The sequence below is a fragment of the Blastococcus goldschmidtiae genome (assembly GCF_031845325.1).
GTDB lineage: Bacteria > Actinomycetota > Actinomycetes > Mycobacteriales > Geodermatophilaceae > Blastococcus > Blastococcus goldschmidtiae.
The window spans coordinates 216511-238521 of sequence record NZ_JAVREI010000001.1 but is presented as its reverse complement, the minus strand read 5'-3'; the positions used below and the strand labels follow the sequence as shown (position 1 = coordinate 238521).

17 protein-coding genes are annotated in these 22011 nt (G+C 73.3%); 3 read left to right on the top strand and 14 right to left on the bottom strand.

Going from position 1 to position 22011, the window contains the following annotated elements; translation table 11 throughout:
* Positions 1–23: 23 nt before the first annotated feature.
* Together RM425_RS01130 and RM425_RS01125 are read right to left on the bottom strand one after the other, a co-directional pair.
* The gene (locus RM425_RS01130; protein WP_311343339.1) at positions 24–5015 is read right to left on the bottom strand and encodes an NAD-glutamate dehydrogenase; all 4992 of its coding nucleotides are present in this window, start codon (positions 5013–5015) and stop codon (positions 24–26) included.
* 57 nt (positions 5016–5072) lie between these two features.
* On the bottom strand, positions 5073–5444 hold the full coding sequence (locus tag RM425_RS01125) for a phage holin family protein (RefSeq protein WP_311343338.1): 372 nt from the start codon (positions 5442–5444) through the stop codon (positions 5073–5075).
* 115 nt (positions 5445–5559) lie between these two features.
* Here RM425_RS01125 and RM425_RS01120 point away from each other — a divergent pair, with 115 nt between their 5' ends.
* Positions 5560–6018, top strand: a complete 459-nt coding sequence (locus RM425_RS01120) for a hypothetical protein (protein WP_311343337.1) — start codon at positions 5560–5562, stop codon at positions 6016–6018.
* Between the two features lie 75 nt (positions 6019–6093).
* The gene (locus RM425_RS01115) at positions 6094–7287 is read left to right on the top strand and encodes an ATP-binding protein (RefSeq protein WP_311343336.1); all 1194 of its coding nucleotides are present in this window, start codon (positions 6094–6096) and stop codon (positions 7285–7287) included.
* An 18-nt stretch (positions 7288–7305) separates the two neighbouring features.
* On the opposite strand, the gene RM425_RS01110 is transcribed toward RM425_RS01115, so the two are convergent.
* Entirely contained in the window at positions 7306–9141 is a 1836-nt protein-coding gene (locus RM425_RS01110; protein WP_311343335.1) for a SpoIIE family protein phosphatase, read from the bottom strand.
* A gap of 139 nt (positions 9142–9280) precedes the next feature.
* On the opposite strand from RM425_RS01110, the gene RM425_RS01105 reads away from it, so the two are divergent.
* On the top strand, positions 9281–9718 hold the full coding sequence (locus tag RM425_RS01105; RefSeq protein WP_311343334.1) for an ATP-binding protein: 438 nt from the start codon (positions 9281–9283) through the stop codon (positions 9716–9718).
* A gap of 262 nt (positions 9719–9980) precedes the next feature.
* Here RM425_RS01105 and RM425_RS01100 read toward each other — a convergent pair whose 3' ends face one another.
* From RM425_RS01100 to RM425_RS01050, 11 genes are all read right to left on the bottom strand, one after another.
* Positions 9981–10472: a hypothetical protein gene (locus RM425_RS01100; RefSeq protein ID WP_311343333.1), complete on the bottom strand. Its 492-nt coding sequence runs from the start codon at positions 10470–10472 to the stop codon at positions 9981–9983.
* Positions 10469–10831, bottom strand: a complete 363-nt coding sequence (locus RM425_RS01095) for a response regulator (protein ID WP_311343332.1) — start codon at positions 10829–10831, stop codon at positions 10469–10471. Before RM425_RS01095 ends, RM425_RS01100 begins: the two co-directional genes overlap by 4 nt.
* Positions 10832–10866: 35 nt before the next feature.
* Complete coding sequence (locus RM425_RS01090) at positions 10867–11370, bottom strand: chemotaxis protein CheX (RefSeq protein WP_311344017.1); 504 nt, start codon at positions 11368–11370, stop codon at positions 10867–10869.
* 5 nt (positions 11371–11375) lie between these two features.
* Complete coding sequence (locus RM425_RS01085; protein WP_311343331.1) at positions 11376–11759, bottom strand: response regulator; 384 nt, start codon at positions 11757–11759, stop codon at positions 11376–11378.
* Entirely contained in the window at positions 11759–12583 is an 825-nt protein-coding gene (locus RM425_RS01080; protein ID WP_311343330.1) for a CheR family methyltransferase, read from the bottom strand. The genes RM425_RS01085 and RM425_RS01080 overlap by 1 nt, the downstream gene beginning before the upstream one ends.
* Positions 12580–13695, bottom strand: coding sequence for a protein-glutamate methylesterase/protein-glutamine glutaminase (locus tag RM425_RS01075; protein WP_311343329.1), 1116 nt, complete (start codon positions 13693–13695; stop codon positions 12580–12582). The genes RM425_RS01080 and RM425_RS01075 overlap by 4 nt, the downstream gene beginning before the upstream one ends.
* A gap of 359 nt (positions 13696–14054) precedes the next feature.
* Complete coding sequence (locus RM425_RS01070) at positions 14055–14960, bottom strand: hypothetical protein (RefSeq protein WP_311343328.1); 906 nt, start codon at positions 14958–14960, stop codon at positions 14055–14057.
* 217 nt (positions 14961–15177) lie between these two features.
* Complete coding sequence (locus tag RM425_RS01065; protein ID WP_311343327.1) at positions 15178–15645, bottom strand: chemotaxis protein CheW; 468 nt, start codon at positions 15643–15645, stop codon at positions 15178–15180.
* A gap of 1 nt (position 15646) precedes the next feature.
* Positions 15647–18169: a chemotaxis protein CheA gene (locus RM425_RS01060; RefSeq protein WP_311343326.1), complete on the bottom strand. Its 2523-nt coding sequence runs from the start codon at positions 18167–18169 to the stop codon at positions 15647–15649.
* Positions 18170–18334: 165 nt separating this feature from the next.
* Positions 18335–20002, bottom strand: coding sequence for a methyl-accepting chemotaxis protein (locus RM425_RS01055; RefSeq protein ID WP_311343325.1), 1668 nt, complete (start codon positions 20000–20002; stop codon positions 18335–18337).
* 269 nt (positions 20003–20271) lie between these two features.
* Complete coding sequence (locus RM425_RS01050; protein ID WP_311343324.1) at positions 20272–21870, bottom strand: methyl-accepting chemotaxis protein; 1599 nt, start codon at positions 21868–21870, stop codon at positions 20272–20274.
* Positions 21871–22011: the final 141 nt, after the last annotated feature.

Sequence of the window (22011 nt, the reverse complement as noted above, 5' to 3'; positions counted from 1 at the left end):
GTGATTAGCCCTCCCGCCCGGCCCTACTGGTCGCCGGGGCGCGGCAGGCGCCGGGCCTCCCGCCGACGACGCAGGCCGCGGAGGGTGCGCACGGCGACCAGCAGCTCGGCCAGCTCCTGCCGGTCCCCGCCGGCGATGTCGGCGAGCTGTGCGGCGGCGCGGTCCTGGGCCGGGTCCCACCCCTCGGCCCACATCGCCACGAGCTGGTGCGGGTCATCGGCGTCGCCGCTGCGGAGGCTGAGCACGTCCTCGGTCAGCGAGGCCTGCTCCAGGGCCAGGTCGTCGCGGAGGGAGGCCCGCGCCATCGACGGCCAGCGCCGGTCGCGGGGCAGCGCGGTGACCAGCTCCCGCAGCGGCACCAGACCCAGCCGCTCGGACAGGCACTGCATCACCCGGCCGGCCTGCTCCACCGGGGCGCCGGTCCGCTCGGCGACGACGGCCAGGTCGAGCGCGGCCGGCATGAGCGGCGCGGCGGCGACCTCGGCGGCCAGCTCCCCGGGCACCCCGGCCTCCTGCAGCCGGGCGGCCCGTGCGGAGAACGCCTCGGCCTCCGCCCCCAGCAGCCAGCCGGGCAGGCCGGCGCGGACGGCGGCCACCGGTGGGCCGAACCGATCCGTCACACTCCCGAGCGGCGACGGCGGCTCGGCGGTCACGTCGCGCTGCCGCAGCAGCCAGCGCGTCCCCCGCTCGGCGAGCCGGGTGGCCTCGCCGCGCAGCTCCACCTGGACGGCGGCCGGCACCCGGTTGTCCAGCGGCCGGACGGCGTCCCACAGCCGATCGACGTCGAAGACCGTGCGGGCGACGGCGTGGGCCCGCACGACGACCGCCGGAGGGACGCCGCTCTCCTCCGACAGCCGGTAGAGCCCGGTGGCCCCGGCGATGTTGACCGCGCGGTTGGTGAGCGCCGTCGCGACGATCTCGCGACGCAGGGGGTGGGCGGCGACGGCATCGGGGAACCGTTCCCGCAGCGGCCGGGGGAAGTACTCGACGAGCAGGGCGTCCAGCGCCGGGTCGTCGGGCAGCGACGACCCCAGGACCGCGGCGTCGGCGTCCAGCTTCGCGTAGGCCAGGAGCACCGACAGCTCGGGGCCGGTGAGCCCCTGGCCGTCCCGCCGCCGCTCGACCAGCTGCCGGTCGTCGGGAAGCGCCTCCACCGCCCGCTGCAGCCGGCCCGAGCGCTCCAGCGCCCGCATGAACCGTTCGTGGGCGTCGAGCAGGCTGCGTGCCGCCGCGGCCTCGGCGGCCAGCGCCGCGTTCTGCGCGTGGTTGTCGGTGAGGACGGCGGCGGCCACCTCGTCGGTCATCTCGCCGAGCAGCTCGGCCCGCTGCCCGGCGTCCAGCCCGCCGCGCGCCATCACCGCGTTCAGGGCGATCTTGATGTTGACCTCGTGGTCGGAGGTGTCGACGCCGGCGGAGTTGTCGATGGCGTCGGTGTTCACCCGCCCGCCGGCCAGCGCGTACTCGATCCGGCCGCGCTGGGTCAGCCCCAGGTTGCCGCCCTCGCCGACGACCCGGACACGCAGCTGCCCGCCGTCCACCCGGACGGCGTCGTTGGCCTTGTCCCCCACGTCGGCGGCGCTCTCGCCGGAAGCCTTCACGTAGGTGCCGATGCCGCCGTTGAACAGCAGGTCCACCGGCGCCAGCAGGACGGCGCGGATCAGCTCCTCGGGGCTCAGCGCGGTGACCCCCGCGTCCAGGCCGAGCGCCTCCCGCATCTCCCCGGACACCGGGATCGACTTCGCCGTTCGCGGCCACACCCCACCGCCCGGGCTGATCAGGGCGGGGTCGTAGTCGGCCCACGAGGAGCGCGGCAGCCCGAACAGCCGCCGTCGTTCGGCGAAGGACACCGCGGCGTCCGGCGCCGGGTCGACGAAGACGTGCCGGTGGTCGAACGCCGCGACGAGCCGGATGTGCTCGGACAGCAGCATCCCGTTGCCGAAGACGTCTCCGGACATGTCCCCGACGCCGACGACGGTGATGTCCTGCGTCTGGACGTCGATGTCCAGCTCGCGGAAGTGCCGGGTCACCGATTCCCAGGCGCCGCGGGCGGTGATGCCCATGGCCTTGTGGTCGTAGCCGACCGAGCCACCGGAGGCGAAGGCATCGCCCAGCCAGTAGCCGCGCTCGAGCGAGATCGAGTTGGCGAGGTCGGAGAAGGTCGCCGTCCCCTTGTCGGCGGCGACCACCAGGTAGGTGTCGTCGCCGTCGTGCCGGACGACCCGCTCGGCGGGCACGACCTCGCCGTCGATCAGGTTGTCGGTGAGCGAGAGAAGCGCGCCGATGAAGATCTTGTAGCAGGCCTGGCCCTCGCCGAGCTGTGCCTCGCGGGAGGGGTCGGCAGGCGGCTGCTTCACCACGAAACCGCCCTTGGCGCCGGTCGGCACGATGACGGTGTTCTTGACCATCTGCGCCTTGACCAGGCCGAGGACCTCGGTGCGCAGGTCCTCGCGGCGGTCGGACCAGCGCAGCCCACCACGGGCGACGGCGCCGAAGCGCAGGTGGACGCCCATGACCCGCGGCGAGCTGACCCACACCTCCCGCGCCGGCCGCGGCTCGGGCAGGTCGGGCACCGACGCCGGGTCGATCTTCAGCGCCAGCGCGGGGTGCGGCGGGGCGGACATGGCGTAGTAGGTGGTGCGCTGCGTCGCGGTGATCGCGGCCAGGAGCGAGGAGAGCACGCGGTCGGCGTCCAGCGACTCGACCTCGCCGATCGACCGGCGCAGCGAGTCGGCGAGGACGGCCTGCCGCTCGTCGCGCCCGCCGGTGGTCCGCGGCGAGAACCGGGCCTCGAACAGCGCCACGAGCCGCGACACGACGTCGGGGTGTGCGGCGAGGGTCGACTCCACGTAGGCCTGGCTGAACGGCAGCCCGGCCTGGCGCAGCCACTGCACGTAGGCCCGGACGACGGTGACCTGGCGCCAGTTCAGGCCGGCCAGCATCACCAGCGCGCCCAGGCCGTCGTCCTCGGCCTCCCCGCGCCAGACGGCACCGAGGGCCTCGGTGAACCGCTCGGGCAGGGAACGGAGCAGCGGCAGGTCCACGGCGGGGACCGCGACCCCGAAGTCGTAGATCCACGACCGCGCGCCGCCGATGCGCTCGATCTCGTAGGGCCGCTCGTCGACGACGGACACACCCATGTTCTGCAGCAGCGGCAGCACGTCGGACAGGAGCAACCGCTCCCCGACGCGGTAGACCGTCAGCCGGCGCTCGCCCGGGCCGGCGCCCGCCGGCGTCCACAGCCGCAGGGACAGCTGACCGGCGGTCAGCCCCTCGAGCCGGGCGAGGTCGTCGACGGCCCGCTCCGCCGGGAAGTCCTCCTGGTAGGCGGCGGGGAAGGCGTCCGCGACGCGGGCGAACAGCTGCTCCCCCTCGGCGCCGTGCCGGCCGGTCAGCGCGTCCGCGAGGTCGTCGGTCCAGCTGCGGGCGGCCGACGCCAGCTCGGCCTGCAGCGCGTCGGCGTCGACCGCCGTCGGTCCCGGGCGCCCGCTGCGGCTCACCGGCAGGCGGACGACGAAGTGCAGGCGGGCCAGCACCGACTCCGTCGACCGGGCCGTGTACTCGACGCCGGAGCCACCCAGGCGTTCCAGCAGCAGCTGCTGCATGCGGGTGCGTACCTCGGTCGTGTACCGGTCACGCGGCAGGTAGACCACGGCCGACCAGAACCGGCCGGTGGGGTCCTGGCGGAGGAACAGCCGGGTCTGCCGCCGCTCCTGCAGGTGCAGGACGGCGTCGGCCACGGGCAGCAGCTCGTCCGTGCTGACCTGCAGCAGCTCGTCGCGGGGATAGGTCTCCAGGACCTCCAGCAGCTCCTTGCCCGTGTGGCTGTCGGCGGGCACGCCCGAGCGGGCGATGACCTCGGCGACGCGCCGCCGCACCAGGGGCACGTCCAGCACGCTGGCGCTGTACGCCGTCGAGGGGAACAGCCCGACGAACCGGTGCTGCCGGTGCCCGGCCCCGTCGCCGCGGGGCAGGGTGACGACGATCAGGTCGAGCCAGGCGCGGCGGTGCACCGACGAGCGGGCGTCGGCCTTGGTCACGGTGAGCAGGTGCCGCCCGGTCACCTGCGCGGCCTCGGGAGGCGGCGAGGGAGCGCGCAGGTCGGTGTCGCTGCGCAGCACGCCCAGCCCGCTGCCGGGCACCGGCCGCATCGACGGGTCCTCCCCCGCCGCGGCGAGGTCGACGTCGCGGGCCCCGAGCAGCACGACGTTGCCGTCGGCCAGCCAGCGCAGCAGCGCGGCCGCCTCGGCGGGGTCGTCGGCCGGGTCCGTGCCGTCGGCCGGGGTGACGGTGCCCGCCCCGCTCTCCAGCGTGGTCGCGAGGTCCAGCAGCCGGGCGCGCAGGCGCGGGCCGTCCTCGTGGACCGCGCGGACGTCGTCGAGCACGGTGCGCAGGCCGGCGACGAGGTCCTCGGCCGCCTCGTCGTCCAGCGGGCCGTCCAGCACCACCGCCATCCAGGACTCGGCGAGGGCGTCGGCGCCGCAGCCCTCGGGCCCGGCGCTGTCGCAGAACGCGAGGAGCCGGCCCCGCACGTCGCGGCGCACCACGAGCACCGGGTGCACGACGTGCGCGATGCCGACGCCCTGCCGGACGACCTCGGCGGTCACCGAGTCCACCAGGTAGGGCATGTCGTCGGTGGCCAGCCGGACCACGGCGACACCGTCGCGCGACCGGAGCACGTCGACCAGCGCGGAGCCCGGCGGCCGGGTCGCGGCCACGGTCACGTGGCCGAGCGCGAGGTCGGCCAGCTCGCGCGGCCGGCGCCGGAGCACCTCGGCGGCGGGCTCGCTCCAGTAGTAGCGGCGCAGGAGCCCGGGGAGGTCGTCGGCGGTGCAGCCCGCGGGGTAGGCGTCCGGGCCCAGGGCGGCGACCGCCGAACGAGCCGCCTCCTCCAGGAGTCGTCGCTTCTCGTCGCGGGCGGCCTCCAGCGCGGCCAGCTCGGTCAGGGAGCCGGTCGTGGAGCTCCCGTCCGGTGCGCGCGCCGGGGTGTCCGGGGCGACGCCGGTGGTGCTCGGCATGGGACCGACGCTACTGCGGTCGCGGTTCCCCGGCCCGACGACGGACCGGTCGCGGGATCAGCGGTCCAGCACCTGGTCGGCCGCCCAGCCCGCGATGGCCAGGATCAGGCCGCCGAGGACCGCGGTGCCGAAGCCGTCGATGGTGAGCCGGTCGGTGATCGCCGCCGTCAGACCGAGCAGCGCGGCATTGATGACCAGCAGGAACAGACCCAGCGTGAGCAGCACGAAGGGCAGCGACAGGAGCCGCAGGACCGGCCCCACGATCGCGTTGACGACGCCGAAGATCAGCCCGATCCACAGGTAGGTGCCGTACTCGCCCAGCGGGCCGTCCACGTTCGGGACGATGTCGAGGCCGGGGAGCACGTCGAAGTACGTGAGGGCGTAGAAGACCGCCCCCAGGACGACCACCTTGAGCAGGAACTTGATCACGGCGGCGACGCTAGCGGTCTGCCGTCCCCGGCTGGGGGACATCGGGTCACCTAGCCGTGTCTAGCCGAACCGCTAGACGGCGGCAGAGAGGCCTCGACGGCAGCATGATCACGCGGTGACGTCCGCCGAGCAGCAACTGGTGCTCCGCCCGCCTGGCTGGGCGCGCGGGTGGGTCGTGGTGTTCCCCGTCCTCTTCGCCGGCTTCCTCTTCTTCATCCTGCGCCCTGACGAGCCGCCGGTCTGGGCGCTCGCGTCCGTGATGCTGGCCGGCACCTGCGTGCTGGCCTGGCGGCTGCACCGCCTCGCCGCGATCGGTGGGACCGACGGCGCCCTGGTCGTGCGCAACCACTGGCGGGACCTCAGCCTCGACCGCGCCGACATCTCCGCCGTGGAGATCGGCCGGGTGCGTGGGGGAACCGGCAACCTGGCCGTCCAGCTGACGGTGCAGGGTTCCTCGACGGTGCGGCTGGACGTCACCGAGGTTCCGTTCCGGCCCGTGTTCGGCCGACGCCTCGAGCGGCAGGCGGATCAGGTCCGCGCGTGGGTGTCCGGACGACCCCAGCCGTACCGCTGAACGACCCGCGACACGCGCTAGGTCGTTCTACCGACGTCTAGGGAACGAGCTAGACGAACGCATACGGTGCTCGACATGGATCCCGTACGGAACCCGTACGCCCCCGGCGCCGGCCAGCGACCGCCCGAGCTGGCCGGCCGGGACACCGAGCTGTCGGCCTTCGACGTGGTGCTGGAGCGGATCGCGCACGGCCGGCCCGAGCGCTCGCTGGTGCTCACCGGACTGCGCGGCGTGGGCAAGACGGTGCTGCTCAACCAGCTGCGCTCGGCAGCGATCTCGCGCGGCTGGGGCACCGGCAAGATCGAGGCGCGCCCGGACCAGTCACTGCGCCGGCCGGTCTCCTCCGCTCTGCACATGGCGCTGCGCGAACTGGGCCCCCGGCACGGTGACCAGGACTCGGTCGCCGAGGTGCTGGGCGTGGTGAAGGCCTTCGCCCAGCGGGTGGCCCCGGCCGATGCCAAGGTGCGGGACCGCTGGCAGCCCGGCATCGACGTCCCCGCGGCGACCGGCCGGGCCGATTCCGGCGACATGGAGATCGACCTGGTCGAGCTGCTCAGCGACGTCGCCGGGGTGGCCGCCGACATCGGCAGCGGGATCGCGCTGTTCATCGACGAGATGCAGGACGTGCAGCCCGACGACGTCTCGGCCATCTGCGCCGCGTGCCACGAGCTGTCCCAGCAGGGCGCGCCGCTGATCGTCGTCGGCGCGGGGCTCCCCCACCTGCCCGCCGTCCTGTCGGCCTCGAAGAGCTACTCCGAGCGGCTGTTCCGCTACCTGCGGATCGACCGGCTGGAGCGCGAGGCAGCCGACCGCGCGCTGATCGCGCCGGCCGAGCGCGAGGACGTCGAGTTCGAGCAGGGCGCGCTGGACGCCCTGTACGAGGCGGCCGACGGCTATCCCTACTTCGTGCAGGCCTACGGCAAGGTGACCTGGGACGTCGCCGCCTCCTCCCCCATCACCGCCGCCGACGTCGCCATGGCCGCACCGGTCGCCGAGGCCGAGCTGGCCGTGGGCTTCTTCGGCTCCCGCTACGACCGCGCCACCCCGGCCGAGCGCGAGTACATGCACGCCATGGCCGAGCTGGGCGGGCCGCACGGCGCGGCCGTCGCGACGTCCGAGGTCGCCGTCTCGCTGGGCCGCAAGCCCGCGTCCCTCTCCCCCGCGCGCGACTCGCTGATCAAGAAGGGGCTCGTGTACTCGGCCGAGCGCGGCCAGATCGCGTTCACCGTGCCGCACTTCGGCCGCTACCTGCTGCGCCACCCCGAGTAGCGGCCCGGAGCGGCGTCGTCAGGCCTGGGGCAGGGCCGCGGGGAGCACGGTGGGCCCGGCCCCGGCCGGGCGCTCGACGTCCAGCGGGTGCATCCGCACCCCCAGGAGCGCGACGTCGTCCTCGACGTCGGGACCGAGCATCGCGGCCAGCAGCCGGTTGCACAGTGCGTCGAGCGGCAGCCCGGCCGACCCGGCGACCAGGTCGCGCAGCAGGTCCCGCCCCTCGTCCAGCAGCATGGTGCGCCGCTCGAAGAGGCCGTCGGTGAACAGCAGCAGGGTGCTGCCGTCGGGGAGCGGGCTGATCTCGTCGGTCCGCGGGCCCAGCCAGCCGATCCCGACCGGCGGGCCGATCGGCGCCCTCAGGTCGAGCACCGTGCCGTCCTCGAGCAGCAGCAGCGGGTCGGGGTGCCCCGCGGTCGCCCAGCGCAGCCGGCGGGCGGGCCGGCCGGCGGCGTCCACCCCGAGCTCCACCCGGGCGACCAGCGCCGTGGCCATCGCCGGGACGTCCAGACCGACCACGGCGTGGTCGACGCGGCGGAGCAGCTCGGCCGGCGCCTCGAGGCGGTCGTAGCCGATCCCGCGCACCAGCGTCTTCACCTGCCCCATGGCGGCCGCGGCCTCGATGTCGTGCCCCATGACGTCGCCGATGACCAGCACCGTGTCGCCGTCGGGCTGGAGGAAGGCGTCGTACCAGTCACCGCCGATGGCGATCCCCCGCGTCGCCGGCCGGTACCGCACGGCCAGCTCGAGGGAGTCCGGCTGCACCGGGGGCGACAGCAGGCTCAGCTGCAGCCGCTCGGCGACCTGCTGCTGGGCGGCGGCGAGCCGGGCGTTGTCCAGGGCCAGCGCGGCCCGCCGGGACGCGATCTCCGCGGTCCGCAGCTCCTCGGCGGTGTGCGCGCCGCGCCCGACACCGTTGGCGAGGGTGACAGCCCCGAAGGTCTCCCCGCGCGCGACCAGGGGGAACACCGCGACCGCAGAGACCTCGAGCGCCGCCAGCGCCGTCCGGCTCGCCTCGTCGGAGACCATCGCGCGGACGTGGGCCGGGGTGAGCTCCGGGATGATCACCGGCTCGCCGCTGCGCAGGGCCGTGGGCACGGGCGCCTGGGCGAGGTTGCTGGCCACCCGCGCGTCGGCGTAGCGGTGCAACGCCTCGAGCATCTCGGGGTCGCGGTGCGCCCGGCCGACGTCCCGGCGCGTCCCATCGGGGTCGACCACGCTGACCAGGCAGAGATCGGCCAGCAGCGGCGTCACCCGTCGAGCGAAGCGCTGCACCGCCTCGTCGATGTCGTAGGTGGAGGTCATCGCCAGGTTGATGTCACCCAGCAGCATGAGGTGCCGGCCCGCCTGCTCGGCCTCGCGCGCCGCCGCCGAGGCGGCCGCGGCCGCCTGTTCCCGGGCGTCGACCGCCGCGGCGCGCTCATCGGCGACCCGTCGCTGGTCGGTGACGTCGTCGTAGGTGACCACCAGCCCGGCTCCGGTCAGGAAGGCGTCGGCGCGGAACCACTTCCGCAGCGGCCCGAACCACGCCTCCGTCGTCCCGTTCCCGCCGGTTGCCCGCACCTCGCGGTAGAGGTGCTCGAACGGGCCGCCGACCGCCTCCGGGAACTCCGCCCAGATGTCCCGGCCGACCAGGTCGGCGACGGTCCGGTCCAGCACCCGGGCGCCGGCCGGATTGACGTAGCGTAAACACCACTGCTCGTCGAGGACGAACATCGGCCGGTGCATGCCCTCGACGGCCTGCAGCAGCAGGTCACCCGGCAGCGGGGCCGGATCCTCGGGGGCACGGGCCCACTGTGCCGCATGCCGCGTCGCTGCCGAGAACGACCGGGGGCACCGGGCACCGGAATTCACCCTGCTGGTCAGGGTCGCTCCTCCCACGGGGACAGATGTGCCGCGCAAGGCGGTTTCCGGCGGGCGTCTCGGGGCACTGACGGGACGTCCAACTCAGGGCACACCGGGGGGTAGCGTGGTTCGTCGTCTGTTGTGGCCGTTGCGACCGCTGCCGGACGGCCGCGGTGAGGTGTGGCGCTGGGACCTCGGGGCGCTCGCCGAGCTGCCTGCCGCACGAGCCGGCCTGCGCGCCTGCCTGGGCCGCGCCGGATTTCCACCCGAGGACGAGGACGAGTCCGGCGAGCAGCTGGTGATGGCCTTCGACGAGCTGGCCTCGAACGCCCTGCGGCACGGCGAGTCGCCGGTGGTCGCGACGGTGGTCGCAGGTACCGGCGGCTGGCTCCTGGACGTCAGCGACCGGGCACCCGAGGCGATGCCCGCCCCTGCGGTCGACCGGGACCCCGCCCTGGGCGGGATGGGCCTGCACCTGGTGGCGCGGCTCTCCGTCGCGCACGGGTGGTACGTGGATGCCGGCACCAAGCACGTGTGGGCCTGCCTGCCCAGCGAGATCGCGGAACGGGAGGCGGTCTCCGCCTGAGTGGCGATCGGGGCCGGCAGCTTCCTGGTCAGCACAGCGCCCGAGGCGGCGGGAACCGGAGTTCCAGCGCCGCCCCGGGGCGTCTGTGGGTAGTGCCTTCGCTGCGCTCCTCCGCCCTGTCGCCTCGAGTGGGCCCCGGAGGGGTCCGCGCAGAGGTGACGAGGCGGCTCAGCACACGTGGGGTACGGCCGTTGGTCGCGGTGCGGTCCGGAGGACCGCCACGTTGTCGCGGTGCGGTCCGGAGGACCGCAGTGTCACAGTGTTACGGCAGGACGAGGGAGATGGCGCCCTTGCCGTAGGTCGGGACCTCGATGGCCAGGTCGACCCGGTTGAACGCGGCCAGCATCCCGGCCAGGTCACCCGGCAGCTCCTCGCCCGGGGCGTAGAGCTTGTGCAGCTTCGAGTGCGGAGCACCCTCGGTGTTGAACAGGGCCGAGAGGACGTTGACCACCTCGTGCAGCGCCTCGACCTGCATGCCGGTCAGCTCGCCGTCCTCCTCGACGGCGTCCTGGCAGCCGCCCGGGGGCAGCAGGGCCAGGGCACCGCCGGTGTAGGCCGACGCGCCCAGGTCCATCAGGCACAGGGCGTTGACATTCATGTGCGGGTCGACGTACACGGCCACGGCGACCGGACGGTCCGGAGCCGGGGTGACCGGGGCTCCGGGGGTGACGTTCACGGGCTTGCCCACCAGGCCGGTGAGCATGTCGCGCACGTCCTTGGCCGCGGGCAGCGGCACGGTGCCGGCGGCGGTCATGCGATCACCCCGCTGAGCGCGTCGGCGAAGGTGTCCTCGTTGAACGGCTTCGCGATGAGGAAGAGCGCGCCGGCGTTGGCGGCCTTCTCCCGCATCTCGGGCGAGCCCTCCGAGGTCACGAACCCGAACGGGACGCTCGAGCCCGACGAGCGCAGCGCCTGCAGGCACTCGATGCCGGTCATGTTGGGCATGTTCCAGTCCGACAGCACCAGGTCCGGCTTCTCCGACCCGACCTTGGCCAGCGCGTCGGCGCCGTCCTCGGCCTCCACGATCTCGTGGTCGTCGAAACCGGCCTGGCGCAGGGTCCGGATGACGATCTGCCGCATGACGCGGCTGTCGTCGGCGATCAGGATCTTCACAGCTGTACCTCGTTCTTCCGGCAGTAGGTGCGGGGTCAGTGGGCGGGGAGCGCCGGGAGCGCGCCCTGCACGGAGATGGAGACGGGCTCGCCGCGCCACAGCAGGTCGACGCGGCAGACGTCGGCGGCGTTGCGGGGGGCGGGTGCGTCCCCCACGTCGGGGAGGCTCAGGCCGGAGGAGCCGGGCAGCGCGGCCTTGACGTTGCCGCCGACCACGTTCGCGATCTCGCCGAAGGCGTCGACGACGTCCTCGTCCTCCAGTACCTCGGGGGAGTGCTCACGGAGCAGCGCACGGGTGAGCGCCTCGGCGGTGCGGCGTCCGGTCGTGAGGACGACGCTGCCGGTCCACGGGCCGACGACGTCGACCCAACTGGACAGCGGATCGGTGACGGGCTCCCCCGGCAGCGGCACGAGGACCTCGTCCTCGCCGACCAGGGAGATCCACGCCTCCTGGGCGATCGACTCGACGGTCGCCTCGTCGATCAGCTCGGTGATGACGGGACGGATGTCGGCACCGCGACGGCGCTCGCCGGTATCCATGGTCGTCACAGCATGGCCTCCTGGGGGAGCAGGCCGAGCAGCGCGAGCTTGTCGCGGATGGCATCGGCGGTGAACGGCTTGATGACGTACTCGTGGGCGCCGGCCGCCAGCGCGCGGACGATCTGCGTGTGCTCGCTCTCCGAGGTGACCATCATGATCGTCATCGCGCGCCAGGCCGGGTTGGAGCGCACGGCAGAGACGAACTGCAGGCCGTCCATCACCGGCATGTTCCAGTCCACGCAGACCAGGTCGGGGACCCAGCCGGTCTCGAGGACGTCGAGGCCCTCCCGGCCGTGGCCGGCCTGCTGGGTCTCGTAGCCGAGCCCCTCCAGGATCCCGGAGACGATCCGGCGCATCGCGCGGGAGTCGTCGATCACCAGAGCACGCATTACTTCCCCTTCAGCGGGCGGTAGGCGGAGCTGCGGCCGACGACGACCCGCTCCCAGGAGTCGTCCACCCCGAGCGTGGTCTCAGCCGCGCCGAGGAAGAGCCAGCCGTCGGGGCGCATCAGGTCGCGCACCCGGCGGAGGATCGCCTGCTTGGTGGGCAGGTCGAAGTAGATGAGGACGTTGCGCAGGTAGACCACGTCGAACGGACCCATCCGCGGCAGCGGGGCCGCCAGGTTGCACTCGGAGGCGGTGACCATCCGGCGCAGCTGGGGAGCGACCTCCCACTCGTTGCCGGCCCGCACGAAGTGCCGCACCAGCATGGGCGCGGGCAGCCCGCGGTTGACCTCGAGCTGGCTGAACCGGCCGGCGCGCGTGCGCTCGACCATCTCCCGCGAGATGTCGGTGGCGGTGATCGAGACCCGCGACGCCGCGTTGGGCAGGGCGTCCTCGAGCAGCATGCCGATCGTGTAGGCCTCCTGCCCGCTGGAGCAGGCCGCCGACCAGATCTGCAGCCGCTCGTTCGGGCCCCGGGCGCCCAGCAGCGCCGGCAGCACCGTGGAGGTGAGGGCCGTGAAGGGATCGCCGTCACGGAACCACGAGGTCTCGTTGGTGGTGAGGGCCTCGACGATCGCCCGGGTGCTGTCCGGGCTGGGCCGGGTGCGCACGCTCTCCACGAACTGGGAGACGTCGGTCAGCCCCGCTTGGCGGGCGATCGGCAGCAGCCGCGCCTCCACCAGGTACTCCTTGCCGGGCTGGAGCACGATCGCGCTCTCGCGGTGCACCAGCTGGCGCACCCAGTCGAAGCTGGTCGTGGTCAGGGTCATCGGAGGCCTCCGGTCAGGGCGGTGGCACCGGCGGCCGCGGGGAGGCGGCCCGGCATGACACCGGAGAGATGGCGCAGGATGGCGTCCGCCACGCGGTCGAGCGGCAGGATCTCGTCGGCGAACCCGGCCTGGCTCACCGCACCGGGCATGCCCCAGACCACGGAGGTGGCCTGGTCCTGGACGAGCACGCTCCCGCCGGCGGCGCGGATCTCGCCTGCTCCGTTGCGTCCGTCGGCGCCCATGCCGGTGAGCACCACGCCGAGCACGGCGCCGTCGTAGGCGGTGACGGCCGAGCGGAACAGCGGGTCGACGGCGGGGCGGCAGAAGTTCTCGGCCGGGCCCTGGTGCAGGCCCGTGGTGTGGATCCCGCGGCCGGGGCGCACCACCAGGTGGTGGTCACCGGGCGCCAGGTGCACGGTGCCCGGCTGCAGCGGCACGCCGTCGGTGGCCTCGACGACGCGCAGCGCGCTGAGCCGGTCGAGGCGCTGGGCGAACTGGCGGGTGAACACCGGGGGCATGTGCTGGACGAGCAGCACGGGCACGGGGAGCGAGGCCGGCAGCTGCGGGAGCAGCTTGGACAGTGCTTCGGGGCCGCCGGTGGAGGAGCCGATCACCAGCACCGCGGGCTTCTTGCCCGGGGTGCTGCGCGGCGCCGGGGGGCGCGGCGGGGCGACGGGTGCGGCGGCCCGGACGGGGCCGACCGGGCGGCCCGTGAGGCCCTTGATCTTCGGGATGAGCTGCTCGCGGACGCTCTCCATCGACTGCGCCACGCTGCCGACGTTGGCCGGCTTCGTGACGTAGTCGTTGGCCCCGGACGAGAGCGCGTCCAGGGTCGCCGTCGCACCCCGCTCGGTCAGCGTGCTGAACATGATGATCGGGACGCGGTTGCGAGCGGCGCGGATGGCGCGGACCGCCTCGATGCCGTTCATCTCCGGCATCTCGATGTCCATCGTGATGAGGTCGGGCTTGAGCTGCTCGAGCTTGCCGAGGGCCACCTTGCCGTTGACGGCGGTGCCCACGACCTCGATGCCGGGGTCCTCGGACAGCACGTCGGTCACGATCTTGCGGACGACGACCGAGTCGTCGACCACCATCACCCGGATCGGGTTCACGTGCGTCCTCCTGGGTTCCTGCCGGAATGCAGCCCGACAGGCTGTTCACCGCAGTATCGGCACCGATTCCCGGCTTCTTGAGCGGGATCGGTCGTGTGCGTGGATCGGCTCCCGGGGCTGCCCCGTCGTCCCATCCGCACCATGAGCATCGGCTGTCACAGCCGAATAGAAAAGGTCACGGACGCACTTGTTACGCAATTCCCGATGACCGCAATTCCGGCAGTCGCGATGACATTTCGGCGAGAAGTCGACACGCCTACGGGAGAAGAGAGCCGACCCGTTCCACCACGTCCGCCGGGATCGGCGCGACCTGCGCGTATGCGGCCGACCCGACCGCGCGCGCCCTCCGGGGGAGGTGGTCAGCGGGTACCGGAGACGCGCACCCAGGGGGCGCGCAGGACCGTCAGCGCGCCGTCGTCCAGCAGGTCGCCCATGGCGATGCCCTGGACGCATCCGGCGACGGCGTTCCAGGCACCGGCGGCGCCGTCGTGCCGGTCGAAACCGCCGTCGAGGAAGGCCTGGACGGCGTGCAGCTGCGCGGTGGCCAGCACGCGGGTGCGGCCCGACACGTGCGCCGCCCAGGAGGCCTCGTGCATGGCCGTGGCCCACGGCCGCCGCTCGGCACGCCCCTCGTCGACCGCGGCGCGCCAGCGGACCCGGCCGGCGTCGTCCAGCCCGCGCAGGCCGTCCAGGAACGCGACCAGCTCCTCCCCCGCCGCGCCCAGGTCGAGCGCCTCGGGGCCGGCCGGCAGCGCCGTGTCGACCACGCGGTCGTAGGAGGCGGTCAGCTCGCGCCGCACCAGCGGGGGGAGGACCCCGGCGGCCCAGTAGCCGATGGCGGCGTCGGCCAGGACGTCGGCGGCCTCGGCGACGAGGTCGGGGTCCAGCAGCGCGACGTCCGGGTGCTCGGTGCCGAGCACGTCCTCGCGCAGCAGCCGCTCGAGGGTGGGTGCATCGCCGATGGTGCCCTGTTCGAGCTGCTCGACCAGGACGGCGGCACGGTCGCTCACAGCGCCGGCACCGGCGGCAGCGGTCCGCACGTGCGGCACGGCGACGGCCATCTCGCGGGCCCGCCGGGACCGGACGGCCAGGACCAGGCGCTCGTCCCGCTCCAGGTCGCGCGCGGGATGGGCAGCGGCCAGCCGGCTCAGCGCGGCGTCGTCGCCGTGGAGGCCCGCGAGGAGGACCCCGGCGACGGCACGACCGGCGGGCAACCGGACGAGGTCGAACCCGAGCGTGGCGGCACTGACCAGCGTGTACGGCACGGCAGCGCCTCCAGAGCAGGGGATCGGATGTCCCATGCTGGTGCCCACGACCGCGGAACGCCACGCGGCCGTCACCCCAAGGCAGGAAGCTTCGGAGGTGACGGCCGCGTGTTCGGGTGGTCTCTGCTACTGACCGACTACATAGCGTTGCTGTTTGGCGGCTCCGTCCAGAGGCTCACCGCGAGCTTGCGAGTGGTGAGAGGGACGGGGTCCTTCCTCAGGCGCTGACCGCCTTGTGCACGTCCAGGGCCAGCAGCAGCTGCCCGTCGAGCTTGTACGCGCCGCGGATCAGGTCACGCCCCTGGCCCTCGAGGGTGTCCGGCGGCGCCTCGAAGTCGGCGGCGTCCACGTCGACGACGTCGGCGATCGAGTCCACCAGCAGGCTGACCGCCTCGCCGTCCAGGCGGACGACGATGACCACGGCGTCGGTGCCCTCGGGGCGCGCCGGGCGGCCGAGCCGCTCGCGCAGCTCGATGGCGGTGACCACCTGGCCGCGCAGGTTGATCAGGCCCGCCACGGCGCGGGGGGCCAGCGGCACGCGGGTGAGCTGCTGGCTGCGCAGCACCTCCTGCACGTGCTCCACCTCGACCCCGTAGAGGTCGCCGTCCAGGCGGAAGGTGGCCAGCTGGCCGCTGGTGGCCGAGGCCACCGCGTCGCTGGCCGCGTAGTCGGTCACGCTGGTCACGTCAGACCTCCAGGTAGGAACCGGTGACGCCGGCGGGCGTCTGGGCGGTGGTGTGGTCGGTGGCGGCCGGCGGGGCCGAGTAGAACGCCGGGTCCGCGGCGAGGATGGCGGCCCGGACGTCGAGCAGCTCGGTCACGCGGTCGCCGAGGACGGCGGAGCCCAGCAGCCCGAGGTCGTCGATGTCGCTGCGGATGGCGGCCTCGCCGTCGACGATGTCGAGGATCTCCTCGACGACGATCGCGACGCTGCGGCCGTGGTCGGCGTAGACGATGACCTCGAGGACCTCGCGCTCGGTCTCGCCGTAGGCGCCCAGGTGCCGGTCGAGCCGGACGATCGGCAGGATCGCGCCGCGGTACTGGACGACCTCGCGGTTGCCCACCTTCTCCACCGCGTCGGTGCGCACCTGCTCGAGCCGGGTGACGGTGTCCAGCGGGATCGCCACCCGCCGCCCGCCGCCGATGGAGGCCAGCAGCATCCGCTGGCGCTCGGTCTCGGCCGCCGCCGCGGAGCTGACGGTGGCGCGGGACTCCTGACGGTCGGCGGTCTCGGTGCGCAGGGCGCGCCGGGCCAGGGCCTGGACGTCGAGGATGAGGGCCACCGTGCCGTCGCCGAGGACGGTGGCGCCGGAGTACAGCCCGATCTGCTTGAGCTGGCCACCGACGGCCTTGACGACGATCTCCTCGGTGTTGATGACCCGGTCGACGACCAGGCCGAAGCGGCGCCCCTCCGAGCGGAGGACCGCGATGACCACGTGGCCGTCGTGCCGCTCGGAGGTCAGGCCCAGGACGTCGGTGAGCCGGACGAGCGGGAGCAGCTCGCCGCGCAGCCGGTAGACCTGCGCGCCACCGACCTCCTCGACGGCGTTGGCGGCCTTCTCCGCGTCCAGGCTGACCAGCTCCTGCAGGCTGATCTGCGGGATGGCGTACCGGTCGGTGGCGCACTCGACGGTCAGCGCCGGGACGATGGCCAGGGTCAGCGGGATGCGCAGCCGGCAGACGGTGCCCACGCCCGGGTCGGACTCGACCTCGATGGTGCCGCCGATGGACTCGATGTTGGTCTTGACCACGTCCATGCCCACGCCACGGCCGGAGACGTTGGTGACCGCCGCCGCCGTCGAGAAACCGGGCAGGAAGATCAGCTGCAGGACGTCGGCCGGGCTCATGCGGGCGAGGGCGTCCTGGGTGATCAGGCCGCGCTGGATCGCCTTGGCGCCGAGCTTGACCGGATCGATGCCGGCGCCGTCGTCCGCGACCTCGACGACGACCTGACCGCTCTCGTGCCGCGCCCGGAGCGTCAGCACGCCCTCGGCGGGCTTGCCGGCCTTCCTGCGTGCGTCGGGGGCCTCGATGCCGTGGTCGACGGAGTTGCGCACGAGGTGGGTCAGCGGGTCCTTGACCGCCTCGAGCAGGGTCTTGTCGAGCTCGGTCTCCCGTCCCTCCATGTCCAGGCGGACGGACTTGCCGCACTGCTGGCCGAGGTCGCGGACGACGCGGGGGAGCTTGGACCAGATGTGGTCGATGGGCTGCATGCGCGTCTTCATGACGCCCTCCTGCAGCTCGCTGGCGATCAGGTTGAGCCGCTGGGAGGCCCGGATCAGGTCGGTGTCGGTCTGCCGGGCGACGTTCTGCACGATCTGGTTGCGGGTCAGGACCAGCTCGCCGACGAGCAGCATCAGCTCGTCGAGGAGGTCGACGTCGACGCGGATGGTGCTGTCGGCGACCGCGCGCCGGGGCTGGCCGCCGGCCTCGGCAGCCGGGGCGTCGCTCTCGGCCTGCTCGGTGGCGGCAGGGGCCTCGAGGCTCACGGGCGGCTCCTCGGAAAGGATCTCGGGCACGGCGGGGGTCACGTCCTCGATGAGTTCGTCGGCGGGCACGGGCGCCGGCGCCGGAACGGCGGCCTTGGCGCGGGGAGTGCGCTTGGCGGGGGTCTTCGCGGCTGCCGTGGCCGGGGCCTTGGCGCCGGGCGTCGCGGGCGCCTTGGCCGGGGCCTTGGCGGCCGCCTTGGCCGGGGCCTTGGCGGCCGCCTTGGCCGGGGCCTTGGTGGCCGCCTTGGCCGGGGCCTTGGTGGCCGCCTTGGCCGGGGCCTTGGTGGCCGCCGGCGCCGCCGGGGCCGCCGCCGCGGCGGGGGCCGGCGCGGGGGCGTCCTCCATCGCGGCGGTGACGGCGGCGACCGCGGCGGAGACGTCGACGGAGCCCTCGCCCCCGTTGGCCTCGATGGAGGTGAGCAGCGCGCGGACCGTGTCGACCATCTGCAGCAGCACGTTCGTGCGGTGCGGCGTCAGGGCCAGCTCACCGTCCCGCAGCCGCGACAGCATGTTCTCGCCGACGTGCGTGACCTCCTCCAGCCGGTTGAAGGCCAGGAAGCCGCTGGTGCCCTTGATCGTGTGGATCGTCCGGAAGATGCTGGAGAGCCGCTCGCGGGAGTTGGGCTCCTGCTCCAGCGCGACCAGGTCGGAGTCCAGCTGGTCGAGGTTCTCGTGGCTCTCGACCAGGAACTCCTCGACGATGTCGTCCAGACCGTCCACGGAATGTCCTTCTCTCTGCTTCGCATCGGGGCGTGGTCGCCCCGCTGGGTTCTCGGCGCGGGGGGCGGCGGACTCAAGGTGAATCGCGCCGCCCGGCCACAGCCGTCCGGATCGTTATCGGCACTCCTCCCCTGCGGCCGGTACGGCCGCAGGGGAGGAGTCACCTCAGTAGGTGAACCTGCCGACGGTGGTGCGCAGGTCGGCGGCCATCCGGGACAGCTCGTCGACCGCCGTCCGCGTCTGGGTCAGCGCCTGCGTGGTGGAGTCCGCCGCGGCCGAGACGCCGGTGATGTTCTCCGCGATCTGACCGGAGCCGGACGCGGCCTCCTGGACCGAGCGCGACATCTCGTTGGTGGTGGCCGTCTGCTCCTCCACCGCGGAGGCGATGGTGGTCTGCCGGTCGGAGATCTGCGCGACGATCGTGGAGATCTCCTCGATCGCCGCGACCGCGGCGGTCGTGTCGCCCTGGATGGCCAGCACCCGGCGGGCGATGTCCTCGGTCGCCTTGGCCGTCTCCTGGGCCAGCTCCTTGACCTCGTTGGCCACGACGGCGAAGCCCTTGCCCGCCTCGCCGGCCCGCGCGGCCTCGATCGTGGCGTTGAGCGCCAGCAGGTTCGTCTGCTCCGCGATGGACGTGATGACCTTGACGACGTTGCCGATCTCGGCCGAGGACTCGCCGAGCTTGGTCACCGTGGCGGTGGTCTTCTCCGCGGCGGTCACGGCACGGGCCGCGACCTCGCTGGCCTCCGCGGCGTTGCTCGCGATCTCGCGGATCGAGGCACCCATCTGCTCCGCACCCGCGGCGACGGTCTGCACGCTGCGGGAGACCTCCTCCGCGGCACCGGAGACCACACCGGACTGGGCGCTGGTCTCCTCGGCCGAGGCCGAGATCTGCGCCGACGAGGCCGACAGCTCCTCGCTGCTCGCCGCCACCGCGTCCGCGGAGCCGGCGACCTGCCCGAGAACGGTGCGCAGGTTGACGACGGCCTCGTCGAGGGACCGGCCCATCTGCCCCAGCTCGTCCTTGCCGGTCAGCCCGCTGGAGCGGGTCAGGTCGCCGTCGGCGAGGGCGGTGGCGACGGCCTGCACCTTGCGGGTCGAGCGGGCGATACCGGTGGCGACGGCGAAGCCGATCGCGAGCGCGGCGAGGACGCCCACCACGATCACCGCGATGGTGAGGGTCCGCTGCGACTCGTAGCTGTCACGGACGGCGGCGCTGGCGGCGGCGGCCTGCTCCATCTCGATGCCCCGAAGCTCCACGAGATCGGCCGTCAGCTCCTCGACGAGAGGTGTCACCTGCGCGCTGTTGGCGGCGTCCCATCCGCGGACGTCGCCAGCGACGGCAAAGGGCGCCAGCACGGTCTTCTGGAGACCCAGGTAGCCCTCGATGTCGGCGCTCACCTCGTCCATCATGGCCAGCTTCGCCGGGTCCGTCGTGCCCGCCCGGTACTCCTCCACCACCTCCAAGAAGGCAGCGACGTGCTCCTCGGCGGCGGCGAACCGCTGCTGGGTCAGCTCCGGCGTCGCGACGATGAGGGCGTCACGGGTGGTCACGCGCAGATCGCTGAGCAGACCGTCCATCTCGGCGGCCAGGACGGCACCTTGCAGGTTGTTGCTGTAGATCTCGTCGGCGTCGTCCGCGGCGGCGCCCATCCCCGAGATGCCGAGGACGCCGATGCCGGCCGCGACGACCGCAGTCACCGAGACGGCGCTGAGGATCTTCGTCTTGACCGAGAGGTCGGACAACCGGGCCATGGACGAGCGGCCGGTTGCCTGGTCCTCGTCGGGGCGACGGCTGCCCGTGGCGAGGGTCGTGCGGGCGGCAGCGGTCATGGCGGTGCTCCAAGCGTGAAGGGGAAGACGCGCACCGGACCTCGCCCGGCCAATTGCGGGGCATCCTCGCGCGGGTGGTGACAGGAAAAAGATAGGGCGCGAATGGATGGCGGACAGTCCAGATGGCGGCGTGTCGGACGGACCATCGGGAATGGCTGGTCGCTGCACGTTCAATGTCGACATGGCGCCATTCCCGCTAGCTCATGAATGGCGAATGCCGGCGATGGCCGCAGGCCACCGCCGGCATCAGCCAGGGGAAGGAGGAGGGTCTAGTAGGTGAACCTTCCGATCGAGGTCCGAAGGTCGGCGGCCATCCGGGAGAGCTCGTCGACCGCCGTCCGCGTGTGGGTCAGCGCCTGGGTCGTGGAGTCCGCAGCGGTGGAGACCCCCGTGATGTTCTCGGCGATCTGCCCGCTGCCCTGAGCGGCCTCCTGCACCGAGCGGGACATCTCGTTGGTGGTGGCCGTCTGCTCCTCCACCGCGGAGGCGATGGTGGTCTGCCGGTCGGAGATCTGCGCGACGATCGAGCTGATCTCCTCGATCGCGGCCACCGCAGCGGTCGTGTCGCCCTGGATGCTCTGCACCCGGCGGGCGATGTCCTCGGTCGCCTTCGCCGTCTCCTGCGCCAGCTCCTTGACCTCGTTGGCCACCACCGCGAAGCCCTTCCCGGCCTCGCCCGCACGGGCCGCCTCGATGGTCGCGTTGAGCGCCAGCAGGTTCGTCTGCTCCGCGATCGAGGTGATGACCTTGACGACGTTGCCGATCTCGACCGAGGACGCCCCCAGCTTGCTGACGGTGGCCGTGGTGCGCTCCGCGGCGGTCACCGCACGGGCGGCCACCTCACTGGCCTCCGCGGCGTTGCTCGCGATTTCCCGGATCGAGGCACCCATCTGCTCCGCACCGGCGGCGACCGTCTGCACGCTGCGCGAGACCTCGTCGGCCGCTCCGGCCACGACACCGGACTGGGCGCTCGTCTCCTCGGCCGAGGCCGAGATCTGCGCCGACGAGGCCGACAACTCCTCGCTGCTCGCCGCCACGGCGTCGGCCGAGCCGGCGACCTGGCCCAGGACCGCACGGAGGTTGACGACGGCCTCGTCGAGGGACTTCGCGGTGCGGCCGACCTCGTCGTCCTGGGCCAGCCCGGTCGCGACGGTCAGGTCACCCGCGGCCAGCCGGCCGGCCGCGGCCTGGAGCAGGGCCAGGCTGCGACGGATCGTGCGGGCGACCACGTAGCCCAGCCCGACCGCCAGCAGGACGCCCAGGACGCACACCACGATCATCGTGCGGACGGCATCGGAGACCGTGCGCTCGTACGACGCACCCGCCATCAGCTGAGCCTCGGCCTCCTCGAGGCCGGCCTCGAGCGTGTTCTCGTAGGTCTTGCGGAGCTCCCGGGTGGCGCCGAACGCCAGGTCGATGCCGGCCTGGCGGTCCTGGGCGTAGAGCGCGAACTCCGACCGCATGCTGGCCGACCACGCGTCCAGTCCGGCCTCGAGCTCGTCGAGGTAGTCGCTCTGGGCGTCGGTGGAGGCGGCGCGCGCCTCCGCCAGGTGCACGTCGACGGTGGCCAGCCGCTCGTCGATCTCCGGGAGGAACTCCGGATCACCGGTGAGGAGGTACCCCCGCTCGTCGTTGGCGGTCGCCTTCGCGGTCAGGCCGACGTCGTGCAGGCTGTTCAGGTAGGGCATGGCGGTGCTGAGTTCCTGGGAGCGCGCGTCCCGGAGGTCGCCCAGGCTCCCGACACCCAGCGCGCCGACGCCGATCGCAGTGGCCGAGGCGATGCCCACGGCGGCGAGGACCCGCGTGGCGACCGGGCGGTTGTTCAGCCAGCCGGCGCGGCGGGCCGCGGACGTGGTGGACGAGGTCATGGCAATTCTCCTGGTCTCAGGAATGGAGGCAACGAGTGCACCGCCCGGCCGTCGTCATCACCGGTCCGCTGGCGTGCACGAAGGAATCTAGGGTGCGTGGAAGAACATCGTCTGCGGCTCCTTCGGAGTGTCCGATCCGTT

Excerpts from the sequence above, each read along its gene's own strand:
- RM425_RS01130 (WP_311343339.1), bottom strand. The coding sequence starts at position 5,015 with ATGCCGAGCACCACCGGCGTCGCCCCGGACACCCCGGCGCGCGCACCG.
- RM425_RS01115 (WP_311343336.1), top strand. The coding sequence starts at position 6,094 with ATGGATCCCGTACGGAACCCGTACGCCCCCGGCGCCGGCCAGCGACCG.
- RM425_RS01090 (WP_311344017.1), bottom strand. The coding sequence starts at position 11,370 with ATGGATACCGGCGAGCGCCGTCGCGGTGCCGACATCCGTCCCGTCATC.
- RM425_RS01080 (WP_311343330.1), bottom strand. The coding sequence starts at position 12,583 with ATGACCCTGACCACGACCAGCTTCGACTGGGTGCGCCAGCTGGTGCAC.
- RM425_RS01100 (WP_311343333.1), bottom strand. The coding sequence starts at position 10,472 with ATGACCGCCGCCGGCACCGTGCCGCTGCCCGCGGCCAAGGACGTGCGC.
- RM425_RS01085 (WP_311343331.1), bottom strand. The coding sequence starts at position 11,759 with ATGCGTGCTCTGGTGATCGACGACTCCCGCGCGATGCGCCGGATCGTC.
- RM425_RS01055 (WP_311343325.1), bottom strand. The coding sequence starts at position 20,002 with ATGACCGCTGCCGCCCGCACGACCCTCGCCACGGGCAGCCGTCGCCCC.
- RM425_RS01050 (WP_311343324.1), bottom strand. The coding sequence starts at position 21,870 with ATGACCTCGTCCACCACGTCCGCGGCCCGCCGCGCCGGCTGGCTGAAC.